Origin of the sequence: Achromobacter anxifer, from assembly GCF_903652925.1 — a bacterium.
Classification (GTDB): Bacteria; Pseudomonadota; Gammaproteobacteria; order Burkholderiales; family Burkholderiaceae_B; genus Achromobacter; species Achromobacter anxifer.
This window is the reverse complement of sequence record NZ_CAHLAR010000003.1, coordinates 504,181-522,606: the sequence shown is the minus strand read 5'-3', so window position 1 is coordinate 522,606 and position 18,426 is coordinate 504,181. Positions and strand designations below refer to the sequence as shown.

The window sequence follows — 18,426 nt, the reverse complement described above, 5'->3', positions numbered from 1 at the left end:
CCATTCGTCCGCGAGGCACCCCGCCATGACCCAAATCCCCGCTGAAATGCAAGCCATCATCGCCCGCGAGCCCGGCGACGCCACGGTGTTGACGCTGGCCAGCCGGCCAGTGCCCGCGCCCGGCCCCGGCGAAGTGTTGCTGCGCGTGCTTTCGGGTGGCATCAACCGGCCCGACGTCATGCAGCGCCAGGGCCTGAGCAAGCCCGCGCCGGGCGCGACCGACGTGCTCGGGCTGGAGGCCTGCGGCGAGGTGGCCGCTTGCGGTCCCGGCGTGCCGGAATCCATGATGGGGCAGCGTCTCATGAGCCTGCTCGCGGGCGGCGGCTATGCGCCGTGGTGCGTGGCGCGGGTAGAACATTCCCTGGCGGTTCCCGAGGGGCTGGATGACGCGCAGGCGAGCGCCTTGCCGGAAGGCCTGTTCACCGTCTGGCACAACCTGTTCGAACTGGGCCGCCTGCGCATGGGCGATACCGTGCTGATCCACGGCGGTGGCGGCGGCATCGGCACGCTGGCGATCCAGATGGCGCATGCCGCGGGCGCGCGGGTCATCGTCACGGACGGCGAGCGTGACCGCTTCGATGCCCTGCGTGAACTCGGCGCGGCCGAGGTGATCTGCTTTCATGACACCGATTTCGTGGAGGCCTGCGCGGCCCTCACGCAGGGCCGCGGCGTGGACGTGGTGCTGGACATCGTCGGCGGCGACTATGTGCGGCGCAATCTGCAGGCGCTGGCCTTCGGCGGACGCCACGTGAGCCTGTCCTTCCTGCAGGGTTCGGCCATCAACATCGAGCTGCTGACCCTGATGCAAAAGCAGCTGAGCCTGCATTCCTCGACCATGCGCCCGCAGACCGATGCCGAGAAGGCCAGGATGGCCGTGGCGCTCAGGCGCCATGTGCTGCCGTTGCTGGCCGCGGGCCGCATCCGGCCCAAGATGGCGCAGAGCCTGCCCCTGGCCGACGCCGTGCGCGCGCATCAGTTGCTGGAAAGCGGCAAGGTGTTCGGCAAGCTGGTCCTCAAACCCTGATAACCGGAGAACGGCTTGAAACTCCTCTATGCCCCCACGTCTCCCTTCGTGCGCAAGGTCATGGCCTGCGCCCACCTGACCGGCCAGGCCGGACGGATCGAGTGGCTGGCCAGCGCGGCGCATCCAGTCAACCGCGATGCGCGTATCGCCGCCCACAATCCCCTGGCCAAGGTGCCGACCCTGATCCTGCCGGACGGGAGGTCGCTCTACGACAGCCGCGTGATCTGCGAGTACCTGGCCGAGGCGGCCGGCGACAAGCAGCTGTTTCCGTCGGGCCCGGCGCGCTGGGTGGCGTTGACGCGCCAGGCCCTGGGCGACGGCCTGCTGGATGCCGCCCTGCTGGCGCGCTACGAGCGCACGGCCCGGCCGGCCGAAATCCAGTGGCCGCAGTGGCGCGAGGCGCAGCTGGTCAAGGTGCAGGCTTGCCTGGCGGAAATCGAGGCGCAGGCGGACGAGCTGCCGCGCTCGGATCCGAGCATAGGCGACCTGACCATAGGCTGCGCCCTGGGGTATCTGGATTTCCGCTTTCCCGAGCTGGACTGGCGCAAGGCGCATCCGCGCGCCGCGGCCTGGTTCGCCGTGTTCAACGCATTGCCTGCCATGCAGGCGACCCTTCCCCACGAAAGCTGAGACTGCCGCCATGACGACGCCTAGCGCAACCCCATCATCCTCCAAGGTCTGGTTCCTTAATGGGCCGAACGCCAATCTTTACGGCCTGGACGCCAACAAGACCTATGGTTCCGACAGCTTCCCCGTGCTGCAGCAGCGCTGCGAAAGCAAGGCCGCCTCGCTGGGCATCCAGCTGAACTTCGTCCAGTCCAACTACGAAGGCCAGCTGGTCGACTGGATACAGGAAGCCCGCGGCAGCGCGCAGGGCGTCATCATCAACGCGGCCGGCCTGACCTACTCATCGGTACCTATCCTCGATGCCTTGCTATCCTTTTCGGGCCGGATCATCGAGGTCCACATGAGCAACATCTGGCGGCGCGAGGCCTTCCGCCATCATTCGTATATTTCCAAGGCCGCCGATGGCGTCATCGCGGGGCTGGGCGGCGATGGCTATGAACTGGCCATCGAGGCCATGTCCCGTCTGATAAACCGCAGTACCTGAGGTAGACCGCCCATGCATGCATCCTCCCGCCCCGCCGTGTCGGGCGCCATGATCTTCTACAGCGAGTTCGACGACTACACGGCCTGGCGCGAAGCCATGCAGGCGCGCCTGCCGGACCTGCGCATGGTGCATGGCAGCGAAGCGCATGATCCGGCCAGCATCCACTACGCGCTGGCCTGGAAGGCGCCGCAGGGCTTCTTCGACCGCATGAAGAACCTGCGCCTCATCGTGAACCTGGGCGCGGGAGTGGATTCGCTGGTGGGCCGCGAGGACCTGCCGGCCGGCGTGCCCATCACTCGCATCACCGATCCCAACATGGCGCGCATGATGGCGGGCTACGTGCTGTTCGCCACCCTGCGCTATGCGCGCGATATTCCCTATTTTGAAGCGGCGCAGCGGCGCGGCGAATGGGCCTACCGTCATCCGCGTTCGCCCGAGGACGTGCGCGTGGCAGTGCTGGGCCTGGGCGAACTGGGCGCCTGTGCGGCGCAGGAGCTGCGCCGCCAGGGGCTGACCGTGCTGGGCTGGTCGCGCAGCCCGCGCAGCATCGAGGGCGTCGAGTGCCACAGCGGCATGGAATCGCTGGACACGGTGCTGTCGCGGGCCGAGATCCTGGTGGTGATGCTTCCGCTCACGCCGCAGACCCGCGGCCTGCTGGATCGCGAACGCCTGCAACGCCTGCCGCGAGGCGCGGCCCTGATCAACGTGGCCCGGGGTGCGCTGGTGGACCAGACCGCCCTGAACGATCTGCTGCGCAGCGGCCACCTGGGCGGCGCGACGCTGGACGTGTTCGAGCGCGAGCCGCTGCCCGCGGGCGACCCACTCTGGGCAATGGACAACGTGCTGATCACGCCGCACCTGGCTTCAGTGGCCATTCCGGCATCGGCCGCCGGACAGATCGCCGACAACATATTGCGCGTCAGCCAGGGCCTGGAGCCCGCCAACCGCGTCGATCCCGCGCGCGGCTATTGAAGCTGGGTCTTGCGGATGTCGGGGTTCTTGAGCCGCCGAGGCAGCCCTGCGCCATTCCGATGCTCGCCCCAATGGGGCTGCGCTTCGGATGGCTCCGGGCCGCCTCGGCTGACAGCCGCCTAATGCGTTGGTTTCAGCCTCCGTGCATGGTCAGATGCCGTGAGCCGGTGGCCGGACGGAGGGATCCGAAGCGCAGCCCCACCGGGGCGAGCATCGGAATCCCGCAGTCCGGACGCCGGCGGCTTAAGAACCCCACCTCACAGAACCGAAATGCAGAGCGGCAGAACTTCGAGCTTGCGGATGTCGGGGTTCTTTAGCCGCCGAGCCTGCCCTGCGCCATTCCGATGCTCGCCCCATTGGGGCTGCGCTTCGGATGGCTCCGGGCCGCCTCGGCTGACAGTCGCCTAATGCGTTGGTTTGGACCGCGTGCATGGTCAGATGCCGTGAGCCGGTGGCCGGACGGAGGGATCCGAAGCGCAGCCCCACCGGGGCGAGCATCGGAATCCCGCAGTCCGGCCACCGGCGGCTCAAGAACCCGCCCTCACAAAGCCAATCGACAACATCCCACCCAGAATTCCCTAGTGGTTGTCCTCGATATTGAGGATCCGACCCAGCCCCAGGAAGCGGTTGGCGAAGATCAACAGCGCAGCCGTCACCACGATGTACACCACCGACAGCGCCGCCAGGGTCGGGTCGGCGAACTCGCGCACATAGTTGTACATGGTCACCGGCAGGGTCTGCGTGCTTTGCGTGGTCACGAACAGCGAGGCGGTGAATTCGCTGAACGACATGATGGCCGCGAACAGCCAGCCGCCGAACAGGCCGGGCGCAAGCAAAGGCACGGTGATCGTGAACAGCACCCGCACCGGCGAGGCGCCCAGGCTGGCGGCGCTTTGTTCCAGGCGTTCGTCCAGGTTCTCCATCGACACATAGACGCTGCGCAGCACGAAAGGCAGGACGAGCATGACGTGGCACAGGATCACGATGCCGTAGCCGCGGTCCACGTTCAGCTGCGCCGCCAGGATCAGCAGGCCCAGCCCCACCGTGAAATGGGGAATCACCAGCGGCGAGAGCAGGATGGCCTGCAGGATGTTCTTGCCGGGGAACGCCATGCGCTTGACCGCGATGGCCAGGCCGGTGCCGATGATCAGCGCCAGCAGCGACGACCACAGCGTCACCACCAGGCTGGCGCGAAAGCCGTCGCGGAAATCGGAGTAGGTGAAGACGCGCTCGAACCAGCGCCAGGACCAGGCCTGCGGCGGAAAAGTGAGCAGGGCCTTGTCGTTGAAGGCGGCCAGCGTCACCACCACGACCGGCAGCAGCACGAAGGCGAGGATCAGCGTGATCAGCACCGGCGCGCCGATGCGCAGCCAAAGGGGCAGGGACTTGCGGATGCTCATGTCAGTGTCCTCCGATGACCTTGAGACGGCGCGTGACCCGGCCGAGCAACATCAGCGCGATGGCCGTCAGGCCCAGGCCCATGACGCTCAGACTGGCCGCCAGGGGGAAGTTCATCGACGAGAATCCCAGCTGGTAGACCAGCGTAGAGACCGTGGGCACGCGGCCCCCGCCTATCATCTGCGGCGTGGCGAAGGCGCTGAAGGTCCAGGCGAACGAGGTGGTGATGCTGGCCAGGATGCCCGGCATGGACAGCGGCAGGGTGACCGTCAGGAAGGTGCGCACCGGCCCCGCGCCCAGGCTCTCGGCGGCTTTTTCGTAGTCGCGGTCGATGTGCGAGATGGCGGTGGCCAGCATCAGCACGACCACGGGGATGGTGACGTGCACCAGCGCCACCAGCACGCCCAGGTGGCTGAACATCAGCTTCAGCGGCGTATCGATCAGTCCCATCTTGAGCAGCATTGAATTGATGAAGCCCGTGCTGCCCAGCACGATGATCCAGGAATAGGTGCGCACGATCTCGCCCAGGAACAGCGGCGTGATAGACACGATCAGGATGAAGGACTTGATGTAGCGGTTGCGCACCCGGACCAGGGCGTAGGCCAAGGGGTAGGCCACCAGCAGGGAGCAGACCGTGGTCTCCACGCTCAGGCGCAAGGTGTTGGTGAAGGCATCGAGGTAGATCTGCTTGCCCATGCCCGAGAAGTTCGTCAGCGTCAGGCCGCCGACATCGAGCGAACCCGGAATGAAGGTGCGCAAGCTGTACTGCAATACGGCCGCCATGGCGACGCAGATGCACAGGGCTATGAAGCTTGCCGGGGATATCAGCCATCCCTTCAGGGTGGTACGCGCATCCATGGTGGACCCATCCTTGGTTTACGTTGAGGACGTGGCAAGGCCGCGGACCCAAGGGCCGCGGCCGCCGGCTATCAGTTCATGATGTTCTCGGTAAACCACTTGCGCCATTCGGCGGTCTTCTCGGCGCGCAACTTGTCGTCGATGACGATGGCCTGGGTATCCCATTGCTGCTTGGTCGTGAAGACGCCAGGAAGCGCGGCATCCTCGGGCGAGACCTTGGCGTTGTCGATGACGGGGCTGGCCTTCTTGGCCGCCACGATCTTGGCCTGCACCTCGGGCGACAGCGCGATGTTCATGAACTTGTAGGCCAGGTCGGTCTTGGCGCTGCCTTTCATGATGGCCATGGTGTCCACGCCCAGTACCGCGCCTTCCTTGGGCATCGCCACCTTGATGGGCACGCCCTGGCCGATCATGTAGTACGCGTTCATGGACAGCACGACCTGCACCGGCGTCTCGCCGGCGGCGATCAGTTGCTGGCTGTTGGCATCGTTGGTGTAGAAGGCCTTGAAGTTGGGTTTGAGGGCCTTGAGCTTGTCCTGGCCTTTTTCCCAGGTGCTGGCGTCGCCGCCGGAGAGCAGGGCGGAAATGTCGATGATGTGGCTGGGGTCGAAGTCGGGCGCGGACAGCTTGCCTTTCAGCGCCGGGTTCCAGAGATCGTTCCAGCTGTTGAAGGTGATGCCGGCGGGAACCAGGTCGGGACGGTAGCCGATGGTGTAGACGTAGGCCCAGCTGCCGATGTGGTACGGGCTGATCTTGGCTCGGTCGACCAGATGCGAGTAGTTGGGAATCTTGCTCAGGTCGAGCTTTTCGTACAGGCCGGAATTGACGTAGAGCCAGCCGATGTGCGACGTGGTGAACGTGATGTCGCTTTCCGGCTTGTTGGCGAGCTTGGCCTTGTTCAGGCGGTCTATGGTGCCGCCCGTGATGTACTTCACCGGCACGCCGGTCTGCCGCGTGAACTCGCGGCCGATGTTCTCGTCGATGAGATCCCGGAAGCTGCCGCCCCAGGTGCTGACCACCAGCGCATCCTGCGCCTGCGCCGTGCCGGTGAGAGCCGCGCCGGCAAGCATGCCGGCGAAAATGAGTTTCTTGATCATGACAACCCCTTGTCGATATGGTTGACTACAGAACCTGCTCTAGGAAATTCTTCAGGCGTTCGCTGCGGGGCGAACCAAAGAACTGTTCGGTGGGCGCGGTCTCGATGATTTCGCCCCGCTCCATGAAGACGCAGCGGTCGGCCACCTTGCGGGCGAAGCCGATCTCGTGGGTGACGCAGATCATGGTGATGCCGGTCTGGGCCAGGTTTTCCATGATGCGCAGCACGGAGCCGACCGATTCGGGATCGAGGGCCGAGGTCGGCTCGTCGAACAGCATGATGCGCGGGCGCAGGCAGAGCGCGCGCGCGATCGCCACGCGCTGCTGCTGCCCGCCGGAAAGCTGGATCGGATACTTGCCGGCCTGTTCGATCACATTGACCTTGGCCAGGTATTCGCGCGCCGTCTCTTCGGCCTCGCGCGCCGGAACCTTCAAGGCGATCTTCAGCGCAAAGGTGCAGTTGTCCAGCACCGTCATGTGCGGAAAGAGGTTGAAGTTCTGGAACACCATGCCCAGCTGGCGCCGCACCTGCTCCACGCTTTCGGGGCGCCGGGTCAGTTCGGTGCCGTTGACGCGGATGTCGCCCGAGTCATGTTGTTCCAGATGGTTGATGCAGCGGATGAGCGACGATTTTCCGGAGCCGGAAGGGCCGCACAGGATGACGATCTCGCCGTTGGATACTTCGAGGTGGATATCCCGCAGGGCATGGAAGGTGCCGTAGAACTTGTTCAATCCCGAGATGGAGACCGCGGGCGCGCACTCCGACAGGGTGGCGGATACAGGCGGCGTGATGCTGGACAGGATGGCAGTCATGATGGTTCGCGCTCTGATGGTCGGTCGGCCGGGCGGTTCAGACCCTGGCGAGATAGCGGTTCAGCCTGCGATCCGCGATCGAGAAGCCCAGGCGTATGCTGTTGGTGATGCACCAGTAGATGGCCGCCGCCGTGATCAAGGGCGTGAACGGGTCATAGGTGTAGTCGAACACGGTGTTGGCGGCCGCCGTCAGGTCGACCAGCGTGATGGCGCTGACGGCCGCCGTGCTTTTCACCATGATCAGCAATTCGTTCTGGTAGGCGCGCAGCACATAGCGCGCCACCAGCGGGAGCCGCAGGCGGAACAGGATCTGCGCGGGCTTCAGGCCCAGGGTCTGCGCGGCTTCGATGGTGCCCTTGGGAATCGCGGCCAGCCCTCCGCGGATGATCTCCGCCATGAAGCCCGAATGGGTCAGGGCCAGGCCCAGCCAGGCGCAGACATAGGCGCTGGAAAAGACATTCCACAGAAAGGTGTCGCGCACGAAGGAGAATTGCGGCAGTCCGCTGTAGATCAGGTACAGCAGCACCAGGCTGGGCACGCCGCGGAAGAAGCCGATGTAGCTGCTGGCGAAGACGGCGCGCGGGCCAGGCCGGAAGCTCGCCAGGGCGACCGGCAGCGCCAGCAGCAGGCCGATGACCAGCACCGGCAGCAGCACGGCGAAGGTCGTGCCGGCGCCGGCCAGCAGTTTGGGCAGGCTGTCCCAGGCCACCTGGAAGTCAAAGTGCATGGGACGCTCCCTTGGTCACGACGGGATGGAAGCCGCGCGAGGCCCAGGTTTCCACGCGGCGGGCCACGTAGTAGGTGAGCCACGTCATCACCAGGAAGAAGGCGGCCGCAAGCATGTAGTAGACGAAAGGCTCCTTGGTCACGCCGGAGGCGAGCTTGGCGTAGGCCATGATCTCCTTCAGGCCGATCAGGGAGATGAGGGCCGTGTCCTTGAGCACGACGATCCACATATTGGTCATGCCGGGCAGGGCCAGGCGCAGCATCTGCGGCAGGATCACCTTCAGCCAGATGGCGCTGCGCGGCACCAGCAGCACGCGCGCGGCTTCGAACTGGCCGTGCGGCACGTTCTGGATCGCGCTGCGTATCAGGTCGGCCAGATAGGCGCCGTACACCATGCCCAGGGCCGCCACGGCCGCCATGAATGGCGTGATCTCGATGCGCTGGCCGATGCCGAACGGCGCGAGCAGGCTGGCGACGATCTGCGAGCCGCCGTAATAGAACAGGAACGCGACCAGCAGCGAGGGCACGCCCGTGAAGATAGAGGCGTACGGAATCCAGACGATCTTGGCCAGCAGTGTCGGCCGTAGCGTGATCAGGGCGAAGAACGTCCCGATCGCCAGCGCCAGCAGATAGGCACAGACGGCGACCTGGATCGTCATCATCGCGCCGGTCGCGAGTTGCTGCACGAAACCCATCGAAGGCATGAGGTATTCCTAGCAAGCGTGTGTAGAGTGCCGCCCGGCCCGGCGGCCCGGGCGGCGTGCGCCGGTCCGGCTAGCGGCAGGCCGCTTCCTCGGGCAGCAGCTCCACTTCCATGTACGGCTTGCGCAGCTTGGTGAAGGTGCAGTCCTTGATGATGGTTTCCAGCGTGGCGTTCATGCGGTTGAGCAATTCGCCGCTGTCCTTGCGGGCGATCCAGCTGGAGCCGGCTTCGCCGCCGCCGGTCCACAAGTCGCCGCCGGCGAATTTCCAGCCCTTGCCCTGGGGCTTGGACAGGAACTCGTTGGTCCAGCTGATCTTGGGGCCCAGGCTCATGTCCAGCCGCCCGTTGGCCAGGTCGAGGCGGATCTGGTCGGGGTTGTCGTAGAACACGATCTGCACCGCATTGCCGAAGGTCTCGCCCACGTACTTGGCCTGGGCGGAACCGCGTTGCAGGCCGATGCGCACGCCCTTGAGGCCTTCAGGCGTGAACGTGTAGTTCTTCGCCTCGGGCACCACATAGGAATCCGGATTGAACAGCACCGGGCGGCCGAAGAGCACCTTTTCCTTGCGCTCCGGCAGCGGCTTGGTCTGGCTGACCACGGCATCCAGCTTCTTCTGCAGCAGCGCCGGGATCAGCCCCTTGAAGTCCATGACGACGATTTCGCAATCGACCTTCATCCGCTTGCACATCTCGCGCGCCAGATCGGGTTCGAAGCCGGTCAGGCGGCCTGACGGGTCGACCATGCTGAAGGGCGGATAACTGCCCTCGTTGCCCAGCACCAGCTTTTCCGCCTGGGCGGGCGCCAGGGCGAACAGCGAAGCGCCTGCGAGCGTCAGCGCCGTGATGGTTTGGTGTAGATGCATTATTTTCCCCTTGCTTATTTATTGGTCATGCACTTCGTTGGATTGCCTACGTCATGGCGGCCTTGCTCAGGTTGCCGTTGAACAGCGAGCCGTAGCCGGGCTTGGCTCCGGCCGCGCCGGTGAGATCCAGGCAATGCCAGAACGAAGCCTGGATGGCCGAGATCACCGGCTTGCCGAGTTTCTGCTCCAGCGCCTCGATGGCGCCGACGGTGCGGAAGTTGGTGCACGAGACGAAGATGGCCGTCGCGTCGGAGTGGTCGACCGAGAGCACATGGTCGTAGACCTGTTCCAGCGAGACCTCGGCCAGCGCGTGGTCGTCCGAGATGCCGAGGCAGGCGCTCTTGACGACCTCATGGCCGTTTTCCTGCAGGAAGCGGATGGCGCGCTCGTGGATCTCCGGGAGATAGGGCGTGGCCAGCGCGACCTTGCCGGCCTTGACCTTCTTCAAGGCCGCGAGCGTCGCGGTGGATGCGGTGGTGATCTGCGGCCCGGGCACCCATTGCCGCAGCTTCTGGATCAGCGCCTGGTCATAGGCGGTGCCGTGCAGGAACGAGGCGCTGGTGCCGCCGAACAGCAGCACGTCGATGGGGGCGGCGCCCGCCAGGCGCGCGGCCTGTTCGAGTTCCGGCGCGTTCATCATTTCCTCGATGCCCTGCACGGTCACCTTGGGCAGCTTGATGCGCGCCGTATGGGTGGAAACCCCTGGAGCGGACATGGCCCACATTTCTTCTTCCATCACGACGCTGGAGGCGATGTAGATCAGGCCGATGCGGGCGAGGTCGCCGGAGCCGTCATAGCGGAATCTGGGGTAGGCGGCGGGGGCGGGCGTTGATGCAGTGTTCATCCGGATTCCCTGTAGGGTGAGGTTGCTTCAGCTTGCTGCAGATGGCTTCGGCCATCGATCCGGGGCCGCGCATCGCCGCGCCCACCGCACCGGCCGGGCCAGCGAAAACCAATGATGAGAGAGCCGATCCGAGGGACCAAGTCGCCTTTTCCTTTGGCGTGAATAGATTTTCCTGATGGTCGCGGGAGGCGCCCCAAGGCAGTGCGCAAGCGCATTGGCGCGTGCGCCGCCCGCGTCAGGATTTCCGAGATGGGACGCCGGAAAAAACAAATAGGCTGCTGCCCTGCTTGAGCCGACCATCAACGGGCAGGTCACGGCCTTGTGCGATGCCGCTTACCAGGCGGGTACGGGGTCTCCGGATAAACCCTAATAAAGATACGAGCCATGAAGCACAAGCGCATACGCACCTTCAATACCAAGGCAACCTACCCGGAACAGAAACTCGACAACGACCTGTGCCAGGCCGTCGTCGCGCGCGGCAGCACCGTCTTCCTGCGCGGCCAGATCGGGCAGAACCTGGACACGTCCGAGAGCGTCTGCATCGGCGATGCGGGAGGCCAGGCGGAGCAGGCGATGAAGAACATCGACATGCTGCTCAGGGAAGCCGGCGGCGAACTGCAGGATATCTGCAAGATCACGATCTACATCATCGATCCCCGCTATCGCGAAGAGGTCTATCTCGTGGTCGGCAAGTGGTTGAAGGGCGTGTTCCCGGTGTCCACCGGCATCGTGGTGTCGGCATTGGCGCGGCCCGAATGGCTGGTGGAAATCGACGCGACTGCCGTTATTCCGGATTGACGCCACAGGAGGCCCTGGTCATGACTTTCTCCATCATTGCCCGTTGCCCGGCCACCGGCCAATTCGGCGCGGCCGTCTCGTCCTCGTCGCCCGCGGTCGCGGCGCGCTGCATCCGCGCGCGCGCCGGCGTGGGCGCCGCGGTCAGCCAGAACATCACCGACCCCGCCCTGGGGCCGCTCATGCTTGATGCGATGGCCGAGGGCCATGCGCCCGAGCAAGCGCTGCAAGGCCTGGCGGAACGTCCCTTCATCAGCTACCGGCAACTGATGGCCATCGACGCCACGCGGGCGCCGGCCATCTACACCGGCTCGAACGCGCTGGGCCGCCTTGCCAGCGCGCAGGGCGAGCATGCCGCGTGCGCCGGCAATATGCTGGCGTCGCTGGATGTACCCGCCGCCATGCTGTCGGCCTTCGAGAAGACCTCGGGCTCGCTGGCCGAGCGCCTGATGCAGGCCATGCTGGCCGGGCAGGCGGCCGGCGGCGAAGAGGGGCCGGTGCATTCGGCCGGGCTGCTGGTGGTGGCGGACCTGGATTGGCCCATCGTCGACCTGCGCATGGACTGGGTGGAGAACTGTCCCGTCGAAACGCTATACGAGGCCTGGAAGGTCTACGAACCGCAGATCCAGGATTACATCACCCGCGCCAGGGATCCGCGCGCCGCGCCGAGTTTCGGCGTGCCAGGCAATTTGTGACTGCTTGCTGCAGGCGGCTAGTGCGAGAAAACCCGAGGAGCGCCATGCCCCGCTGGCCGGGCATAGTGGATACACTTTTGCTCGGTACGGCTCATGCCGGCGCCGCGCCACGATGGCGGCCCGCAAGGCGGAACGCCATCTCCCTCCAGCCTGCTCCAGTTTTCTCACTTCGGACTATGCTCAATCGCATTTCGCTGCGCCAGATGGAGTACTTCGTCGCCACGGCCAAGCATGGAAGTATCGCTGCGGCATCCAGCCAGATCCACATTTCGGCGCCTTCGATCTCGGCAGCCATCGCGCATGTCGAAACCGAGCTGGACGTGCAGCTGTTCGTCCGGCATCCGTCCAAGGGCCTGGCCCTGACGGTGCTGGGCCAGCAGGTCATGAGCGAATGCGAGGACCTGCTCGAACGCGCGTCGCGCCTCTACAAGATCGCGTCCGTCTCCAGCAATACCATCCAGGGCACCTTGCGCGTGGGCTGCTTCCAGTCGCTCACGGCCATGATCGCGCCGGAGGTGATCTTCGGCTTCTCGCGGGCATTCGAAAAGGTCGAGCTGCACATGGTCGAAGGCGACCAGCAGTTGCTGATCGACAAGCTGCACACGCTGGAGATCGACGTGGCGTTGAGCTACGACCTGCGGCTGGGCGACGAGATTTCGTTCGAGGCGCTGGCGCGCCTGCCGCCGCACGTGGTGGTCAGCGAACTGCATCCGCTGTCGCAGCAGATCGCGGTGACGCTGGAGGAATTGGCCCGGCTGCCGATGGTGCTGCTGGACCTGCCCCTGAGCCGCGACTACTTCATGTCGCTATTCGCGAAGGTCGGGCTGGAACCGAACATCGTGGCGCGTTCGCGGTCGGAGGAAGTGGTACGGTCCATGGTGGCAAACGGCATAGGCTACGCCCTGTTCAACGTGCGGCCGAAGTCCACGCAGGCGCTGGATGGCAAGCGGCTGGTGCGGCTGCGCCTGGTGGGCGAACACCGGCCCATGCTGCTGGGCCTGACGACCTACAAGCCGATGAAGCCCTCGCGCCTGACCGAGGTGTTCATGCAGCGCTGCCGCGCCTATATCTCGGATCAGTACATACCCGGCATGAGCGAAGGCAGCTTCTTCGATCCCTACGTGTCTCCCGAAAACAAATGAGCGCAGGGCGCGTCTGAGCGCCTGGCGCCTTCCTGCAGGTCCATGCCATGAGCAAACCGACTCCGGACAATAGTCCAGACCTCTTGCGCGAGCTGCTCGCGTTCCAATCCGTCACGCTGACGCCCAATATCGAACTCATCGAGCGTGTGCGGGAACTGCTGGCGCAGGCAGGCATCGAGTCCACGCTGGTGGCCGACCCGCAGGACGCCGGGCGCAGCAATCTGTATGCGTCCGTCGGTCCGCCGGACGTACCCGGCATCCTGCTCTCGGGCCACACCGACGTGGTTCCGGTGACGGGCCAGCCCTGGACCTCGCCGCCCTTCGAGGCGACCTTGCGCGACGGCCGCATCTATGGACGCGGCAGCGCCGACATGAAGGGCTTCGTCGCCTGCGCCGTGATGGCCATGATCCGCGCGGCCCGCCTGCCGCTGGCGCGCCCGCTGCACCTGGCGCTGTCGTTCGACGAGGAGATCGGCTGCGTGGGCGTGCGCCACATGCTGCGCGCGCTGGAACTCATGGAACCGGCGCCGCTGCTCTGCGTGGTGGGCGAGCCCACGCTGATGAAGATCGGCACCGGCAACAAGGGCAAGGCGGCCTACCGGGCCTTATGTTGCGGCCAGGCGGGCCACTCGGGGCTGGCGCCGCATTTCGTCAACGCCATCCACACGGCCAGCGATCTGATCAGCGCCTTGCGCGACGTGCAGCATGACCTGGCCGAAAACGGACCACGCGAATCCGGCTATGACGTGCCGTACACCACAGTGCACGCCGGCACCATCAAGGGCGGCACGGCGTTGAACATCGTGCCGGCGGAATGCGAGGTCAATTTCGAGATCCGCAACGTCGCGCAGGATGATCCGAACCAGATCCTGGAGCGGGTGCTGGAACTCACCAGGACGAAAATGCGCGTCGCGGGCGCCCGGCCCGAGGCCGAGCCTCCCCGGGTCACGACGGTCAACAGCTATCCCGGCCTGGCCACGGCGGAGGACTCGGAGGCCGTCGCGCTGCTGGCCTCGTGGCTGCCGCCGGGCACGCCGCTGACCAAGGCAGCCTTCGGCACCGAGGGCGGCTTGTTCCAGCAATTGTGGGCGCAGACCTCGGTGCTGATCTGCGGACCCGGCAGCATCGAAGTGGCGCACAAGGCCGACGAGTACGTCGAGCTGTCGCAGCTGGAGGCTTGCGACGCCATGATGGAGAAGCTGACCCAGTATCTGATGGCCTAGCGCCAAGACCCGCATCCCTGCAGGAGGATGCGGGTTTTTCGTGGTCCGTTCAGGCGCTGCCCGCCGCCTTCAGGAATTCGCGGACGATGGCGGCGGCGTCCATCTCGAATTTGGCCATCAGATAGGGCGTCGTGCCGCCATGGGTGAACTTGTCGCGCACGCCGACGCGGGCGAAGTTCACCATGACCTTGTGCTCCATGAGCAGTTCGGCCACGGCCGAGCCCAGGCCGCCAATGACCGAGTGGTTCTCGACGGTGAGCACCGTGGGCACTTGCCGCGCCATTTCGGCGATGGCGGGATTCAGCGGCTTGAGCGAGGTGACGGCGACCACGCCGACGTCGCGGCCCTGGCGGGCCAGTTCGCCTGCCGCGGCCTCGGCGGCGGGTATGCCCAGGCCGCAGGCCAGCAGCAGGCCGTCGCGACCGGGCCGCAGCCGCGCCAACCCGTCCTTGGGCGGCGGGTAATCGGCGGCGGCCGCGGAGGGGTTGGCCCGCGCCAGGCGCAGATATGCCGGGCCGTCGTGGGCCAGGGCCTCTTCGACCGCGGCAGCGGCCTGGCCGGCGGCGGGTTCCAGAATCCGCATGCCGGGCAGGGCGCGCATCAGGGCGATGTCGTCGATGGCCTGGTGGCTCACGCCGAGCAGCGTGTCCACGCCGGGAATGAAGCCGACGAGTTTGACGTTCAGGCCGGGATAGGCCACCTGCATGGCGACCTGGTCGTAGGCGCGCCGCGTGGCGAAGACGCTGAACGTGTGCACGAAGGGAATGTGGCCGCAGCGCGCCATGCCGCCGGCCATGCCGACCATATTGGCTTCGGCGATGCCGGCCTGGTAGAAGCGCTCGGGCAGGGCGTCGCGGAAGATGTCGGTCTCGGTGGGACCGCTCAGGTCGGCGGTCAGCGCGACGATGCGCGGATCGCGGCGGGCCGCGGCCAGCAGCGCTTCGCCGTATATGCGGCGCGTGGCCTGGGCGCCGGAGCGGTCGGTGAAGTCGTTGACGGCGAGCGTGTCTGGGGAATGGCTCATGCCAGGGCCTCCTGTTGATCGAGTTCTTCCAGCGCGCGGGCGGCGGCGTCGGCGGGCAGCTTCAGGTTATGGCCCAGTATCCCTTCGAGCGAAGGGGCGCCCTTGCCGACCAGGGTCCGCGCGATGATGCAGTGGGGCTGCCCGGGAGTGGTGCGCGCCAGGCGCAGGGTTTGCTGCAGGGCGGGGATGCTGTTGCCGTCGATGTCGTGCGTGTGCCAGCGGAAGGCGCGCCATTTGTCCGCCAGGGGCTCATCGGGCTGCACCTGGTTGATGTGGCCTTCGACCTGCATGTCGTTGGCGTCGATGATGAGGCAAAGATTGTCCAGGCCCCAATTGCCGGCGACCATGGCGGCTTCCCAGACCTGGCCTTCCTGCAATTCGCCGTCTCCCAGCACGACGTAGACGCGGCTGCGGCTGCCCGCGCGCTTGAGGGCCGCGGCCATGCCCACGCCGACCGACAGGCCCTGGCCCAACGAGCCGCAGGTCGCTTCGATCATGGGGCCCAGGCGTTCCGAGGCATTGATCTCCAGTTCCGAACCGTCATCGCAATAGGTGTCCAGGCGCTTGGCATCGAGGATGCCGCGCGCGGCAAGCGTGGCGTAGAAGATGGCGGTGTTGTGCGCCGTGGACAGGATGAAGCGGTCGCGCTGCGGCCAGGCGGGATCCTCGGGCTTGAGGGTCAGCTCGGAGAAGTACAGCGTGGCGAACAGGTCGGCCGCGCCCAGCCCCTGCTGGACGTAGCCCTGGCCGGTCCGCGCGACCATGCGCACGACCTGCTTGCGCAGCGCGAGCGCGATGCGCGCCAGCTCGGAAGGTTCCTGGGTGGGTGCGAATACGGGGAAAGGCGTGGGTGCAGTCTGTGCGTCCATTTTTTCTCCTTCAGTGGGCGGCCGCGTTGGCGACGGTTTCGAAGGCGCGGTCCGTCACTTGCAGGGCGTGATCGATGTCCCGCGCGGTATGCGCAAGACTGAGGAACATGTTGTGGCGGTGATGCAGGTAGACGCCGTGCTTCAGGGCTTCCGCCATGAAGCGCGCGCCGCGGGAGTAGTCCGCGTCGTCCGCGAACAGCACCAGCGGCAGCTGGGCCGGACCGGTCTGGCTGATCCTGACGCCGTGCCTGTCGGCCTGGCGCTGCAGGCCGTCGCGCAGGCGCTGGCCCATCTGTTCGAAGTGCTGGATGGCATTGCTGCTTTCCAGCACGTCCAGCGTGGCGATCGCCGCCGCCATGGCGACGCCGCCCATCCAGAACGAGCCGGTGATGTAGATCTGCTGGGCCGCCTGGCGGAACGCGTCGTTGCCGGTGACCGCCGCCAGCGCATAGCCGTTGGCGATGGCCTTGCTCCAGGCGCAGATGTCGGGCCGCACGCCCAGGGCTTCCCAGCTGCCCTGCAAGGACAGGCGCATGCCGGCGCGCACCTCGTCGATGACCAGGGCCGCGCCCTGGCGGTCGCACAGGGCGCGCGCCGCCCGGGCGAAGTCGGCGCGCGGCATTTCCTGGGGCGTGCCCAGGTCGTGGCGGAAAGCCGAGACCAGCACGGCCGCCAGGTCGTCGCCGGCTTCCCGCGCCGCCGCTTCCAGGCTTTCGATGTCGTTGAACGTGAAGTAGATGAGATGGGCGCGGTCTTCGGCGGTGACCCCGGCCACCGACGGCGTGCACCAGGGCACGGCGCCGTGGTAGGCGCCTTTGGCCAGCAGGATCTTGCGCTTGCGGGACCCGGCGCGCGCGATCATGAGGGCGGCCGTGGTCGCGTCGGAGCCGTTCTTCTGGAACATGGCCCAGTCCGCGTGGGGCAGCATGCCGACCAGCCGCTCGGACAGTTCCACCAGCTTGGCGGTGGGGCCGTTCATGCAATCGCCCTGTTCGGCCTGCTTGCGCGCGGCTTCGTCAATGGCGGGGTGCTTGTGGCCGGCGATGACCGGTCCCCAGCTGCACATGAAATCCAGGTACTCGCGGCCGTCCACGTCCCAGACGCGGCAGCCGTCGGCGCGGGCATAGAACTGGGGATAGCCGGGCGGCAGGTTCCTGGCGTGCAGGTGGCCGTACATGCCGCCCGGTATGACCTTGGCGGCGCGGGCCCGCAGGGCCGTGTCTACAAGTGCTTGGTTGCTGCCCTGGTTCAGATCTACTGCCGTTTGTGTCGCGGTCATTTGTCGTTCCCATCCCTGGCTTACGGTGCTTGGAGCAAACATGATACATGATATATGATGTTTGAAAACACACTGGTAATCCCGACTGTTGCGCGGGGACCGGAAGGGGAGCGGTTACTTGCGCGGGCTGCGGCGGACCGATTTGGCCGAGGACTTCTTCACTGGCTCGGGCTCTTCGTGGTCGATCGATTCCAGGTAGGCGACGAACTGTTCGCCGCCTTCGATCAGGTCCTGCTCCACGGCGGTTGCCAGCGCCGCGGCGTCGCCGGCCTTCAGCGCGTCGATGATGCGCAGATGCTGGTGCTCGCCTTCATAGGTGGGGTGGCCGTGGGGATAGAGGTAGTTCAGCAAGGGGCCCGCCTGTATCCACAGGCGTTCCAGGATTTCGGTCAGCTGCGGCATGCCGGACCGGCGGTAGAGCGAGAAATGGAAGTCGTAATTGGATTGGACCGCCTGCGGATAGTCTTTTTCCTCTTCGGCGCGGATCAGCGTGGCGTGGATCCGTTCGAGGTCCGCGATGAAGGCCGGGTCCGTGTGGGCCAGCGCCTCGACGGCGGCCATCGGTTCCAGGTGCAGACGCAGACGGCGGATCTCCAGGTATTCCGACAGCGAGAGGCGGCGCGTCAGGAAGTAGTAGCCGGCCTTCATTTCGATGGCGCCGTCGTTGGTCAGCAGCAGGATGGCTTCGCGCACCGGCGTTTCGCTGACTTCGAGGTCAGCCGCCAGCGTGGAGATCTTCAGGCGTTCGCCGGGCTGGAAGCGGCCGGACATCAATCTGTCGCGCAGGGTGCGGTAGACCTGACCGGTAAGGCTGGAGCGAGTGACGGAGGATTTCTCTGTTGCCATGGTGGACGGAGCGGAGGCCGGCATCGGTTGTCTTGGATCTCGATTTTAGGGAAGTACCGTCGCCTAGGTAGAACTACGGATATGACCGCACCCTAAAAGAACACAATATATTATATATCGTGTTAAGCCAGTGGCCCGGGCCACGG

At 65.9% G+C, this 18,426-nt stretch carries 20 protein-coding genes; 8 read left to right on the top strand and 12 right to left on the bottom strand.

Translation table 11 applies throughout. The features are described 5' to 3' along the window. Nucleotides 1–25 precede the first annotated feature (25 nt). From HWY37_RS11675 to HWY37_RS11660, 4 genes are read left to right on the top strand one after another with little or no spacing between them, the layout of a single operon-like run. Nucleotides 26–1,024, top strand: coding sequence for an NAD(P)H-quinone oxidoreductase (locus tag HWY37_RS11675; RefSeq protein WP_175205025.1), 999 nt, complete (start codon nucleotides 26–28; stop codon nucleotides 1,022–1,024). A 15-nt stretch (nucleotides 1,025–1,039) separates the two neighbouring features. Then, nucleotides 1,040–1,654, top strand: coding sequence for a glutathione S-transferase (locus HWY37_RS11670; RefSeq protein ID WP_175205024.1), 615 nt, complete (start codon nucleotides 1,040–1,042; stop codon nucleotides 1,652–1,654). A gap of 10 nt (nucleotides 1,655–1,664) precedes the next feature. Then, on the top strand, nucleotides 1,665–2,135 hold the full coding sequence (locus HWY37_RS11665; RefSeq protein ID WP_176088679.1) for a type II 3-dehydroquinate dehydratase: 471 nt from the start codon (nucleotides 1,665–1,667) through the stop codon (nucleotides 2,133–2,135). 12 nt (nucleotides 2,136–2,147) lie between these two features. Continuing rightward, on the top strand, nucleotides 2,148–3,107 hold the full coding sequence (locus tag HWY37_RS11660) for a 2-hydroxyacid dehydrogenase (RefSeq protein ID WP_176088678.1): 960 nt from the start codon (nucleotides 2,148–2,150) through the stop codon (nucleotides 3,105–3,107). A 578-nt stretch (nucleotides 3,108–3,685) separates the two neighbouring features. Here HWY37_RS11660 and HWY37_RS11655 read toward each other — a convergent pair. From HWY37_RS11655 to HWY37_RS11620, 8 genes are all read right to left on the bottom strand, one after another. Beyond that, on the bottom strand, nucleotides 3,686–4,507 hold the full coding sequence (locus tag HWY37_RS11655; protein WP_175205021.1) for an ABC transporter permease: 822 nt from the start codon (nucleotides 4,505–4,507) through the stop codon (nucleotides 3,686–3,688). A gap of 1 nt (nucleotide 4,508) precedes the next feature. After that, the gene (locus tag HWY37_RS11650) at nucleotides 4,509–5,363 is read right to left on the bottom strand and encodes an ABC transporter permease (RefSeq protein WP_175205020.1); all 855 of its coding nucleotides are present in this window, start codon (nucleotides 5,361–5,363) and stop codon (nucleotides 4,509–4,511) included. 71 nt (nucleotides 5,364–5,434) lie between these two features. Continuing rightward, nucleotides 5,435–6,460 carry an ABC transporter substrate-binding protein gene (locus HWY37_RS11645; protein ID WP_176088677.1) on the bottom strand — a complete coding sequence of 342 codons (1,026 nt, stop codon included), beginning with the start codon at nucleotides 6,458–6,460 and terminating at the stop codon, nucleotides 5,435–5,437. 25 nt (nucleotides 6,461–6,485) lie between these two features. Next, a complete protein-coding gene (locus tag HWY37_RS11640; RefSeq protein WP_246302264.1) occupies nucleotides 6,486–7,271 on the bottom strand; it encodes an amino acid ABC transporter ATP-binding protein in 786 nt (261 codons plus the stop codon). 37 nt (nucleotides 7,272–7,308) lie between these two features. Continuing rightward, entirely contained in the window at nucleotides 7,309–7,998 is a 690-nt protein-coding gene (locus HWY37_RS11635; protein ID WP_175205018.1) for an ABC transporter permease, read from the bottom strand. Further along, a complete protein-coding gene (locus tag HWY37_RS11630; protein WP_175205017.1) occupies nucleotides 7,988–8,701 on the bottom strand; it encodes an ABC transporter permease in 714 nt (237 codons plus the stop codon). The genes HWY37_RS11635 and HWY37_RS11630 overlap by 11 nt, the downstream gene beginning before the upstream one ends. A 70-nt stretch (nucleotides 8,702–8,771) precedes the next feature. Further along, nucleotides 8,772–9,563 carry a transporter substrate-binding domain-containing protein gene (locus tag HWY37_RS11625; protein WP_175205016.1) on the bottom strand — a complete coding sequence of 264 codons (792 nt, stop codon included), beginning with the start codon at nucleotides 9,561–9,563 and terminating at the stop codon, nucleotides 8,772–8,774. A gap of 46 nt (nucleotides 9,564–9,609) precedes the next feature. Continuing rightward, complete coding sequence (locus HWY37_RS11620) at nucleotides 9,610–10,407, bottom strand: maleate cis-trans isomerase family protein (protein WP_176088676.1); 798 nt, start codon at nucleotides 10,405–10,407, stop codon at nucleotides 9,610–9,612. Nucleotides 10,408–10,791: 384 nt separating this feature from the next. On the opposite strand from HWY37_RS11620, the gene HWY37_RS11615 reads away from it, so the two are divergent. The 4 genes from HWY37_RS11615 (at nucleotide 10,792) to argE (ending at nucleotide 14,262) form a co-directional block, all read left to right on the top strand. Further along, nucleotides 10,792–11,205 carry a RidA family protein gene (locus HWY37_RS11615; RefSeq protein ID WP_175205014.1) on the top strand — a complete coding sequence of 138 codons (414 nt, stop codon included), beginning with the start codon at nucleotides 10,792–10,794 and terminating at the stop codon, nucleotides 11,203–11,205. 20 nt (nucleotides 11,206–11,225) lie between these two features. Beyond that, nucleotides 11,226–11,897: a DUF1028 domain-containing protein gene (locus HWY37_RS11610; protein ID WP_176088675.1), complete on the top strand. Its 672-nt coding sequence runs from the start codon at nucleotides 11,226–11,228 to the stop codon at nucleotides 11,895–11,897. A 176-nt stretch (nucleotides 11,898–12,073) separates the two neighbouring features. Further along, nucleotides 12,074–13,039 carry a LysR substrate-binding domain-containing protein gene (locus HWY37_RS11605; RefSeq protein WP_175205012.1) on the top strand — a complete coding sequence of 322 codons (966 nt, stop codon included), beginning with the start codon at nucleotides 12,074–12,076 and terminating at the stop codon, nucleotides 13,037–13,039. A gap of 47 nt (nucleotides 13,040–13,086) precedes the next feature. Beyond that, nucleotides 13,087–14,262 (top strand): acetylornithine deacetylase, encoded by a 1,176-nt coding sequence (argE, locus tag HWY37_RS11600; RefSeq protein WP_176088674.1) that lies wholly within the window; start codon nucleotides 13,087–13,089, stop codon nucleotides 14,260–14,262. Nucleotides 14,263–14,311: 49 nt separating this feature from the next. Here argE and HWY37_RS11595 read toward each other — a convergent pair whose 3' ends face one another. From HWY37_RS11595 to HWY37_RS11580, 4 genes are all read right to left on the bottom strand, one after another. Continuing rightward, nucleotides 14,312–15,286: a transketolase family protein gene (locus HWY37_RS11595; RefSeq protein ID WP_175205010.1), complete on the bottom strand. Its 975-nt coding sequence runs from the start codon at nucleotides 15,284–15,286 to the stop codon at nucleotides 14,312–14,314. Further along, nucleotides 15,283–16,155, bottom strand: coding sequence for a transketolase (locus HWY37_RS11590; protein WP_175205009.1), 873 nt, complete (start codon nucleotides 16,153–16,155; stop codon nucleotides 15,283–15,285). Before HWY37_RS11590 ends, HWY37_RS11595 begins: the two co-directional genes overlap by 4 nt. Before the next feature lie 10 nt (nucleotides 16,156–16,165). Then, nucleotides 16,166–17,434 (bottom strand): aminotransferase class III-fold pyridoxal phosphate-dependent enzyme, encoded by a 1,269-nt coding sequence (locus tag HWY37_RS11585; RefSeq protein ID WP_175205008.1) that lies wholly within the window; start codon nucleotides 17,432–17,434, stop codon nucleotides 16,166–16,168. A 114-nt stretch (nucleotides 17,435–17,548) separates the two neighbouring features. After that, the gene (locus tag HWY37_RS11580; protein ID WP_175205007.1) at nucleotides 17,549–18,304 is read right to left on the bottom strand and encodes a GntR family transcriptional regulator; all 756 of its coding nucleotides are present in this window, start codon (nucleotides 18,302–18,304) and stop codon (nucleotides 17,549–17,551) included. Nucleotides 18,305–18,426 lie beyond the last annotated feature (122 nt).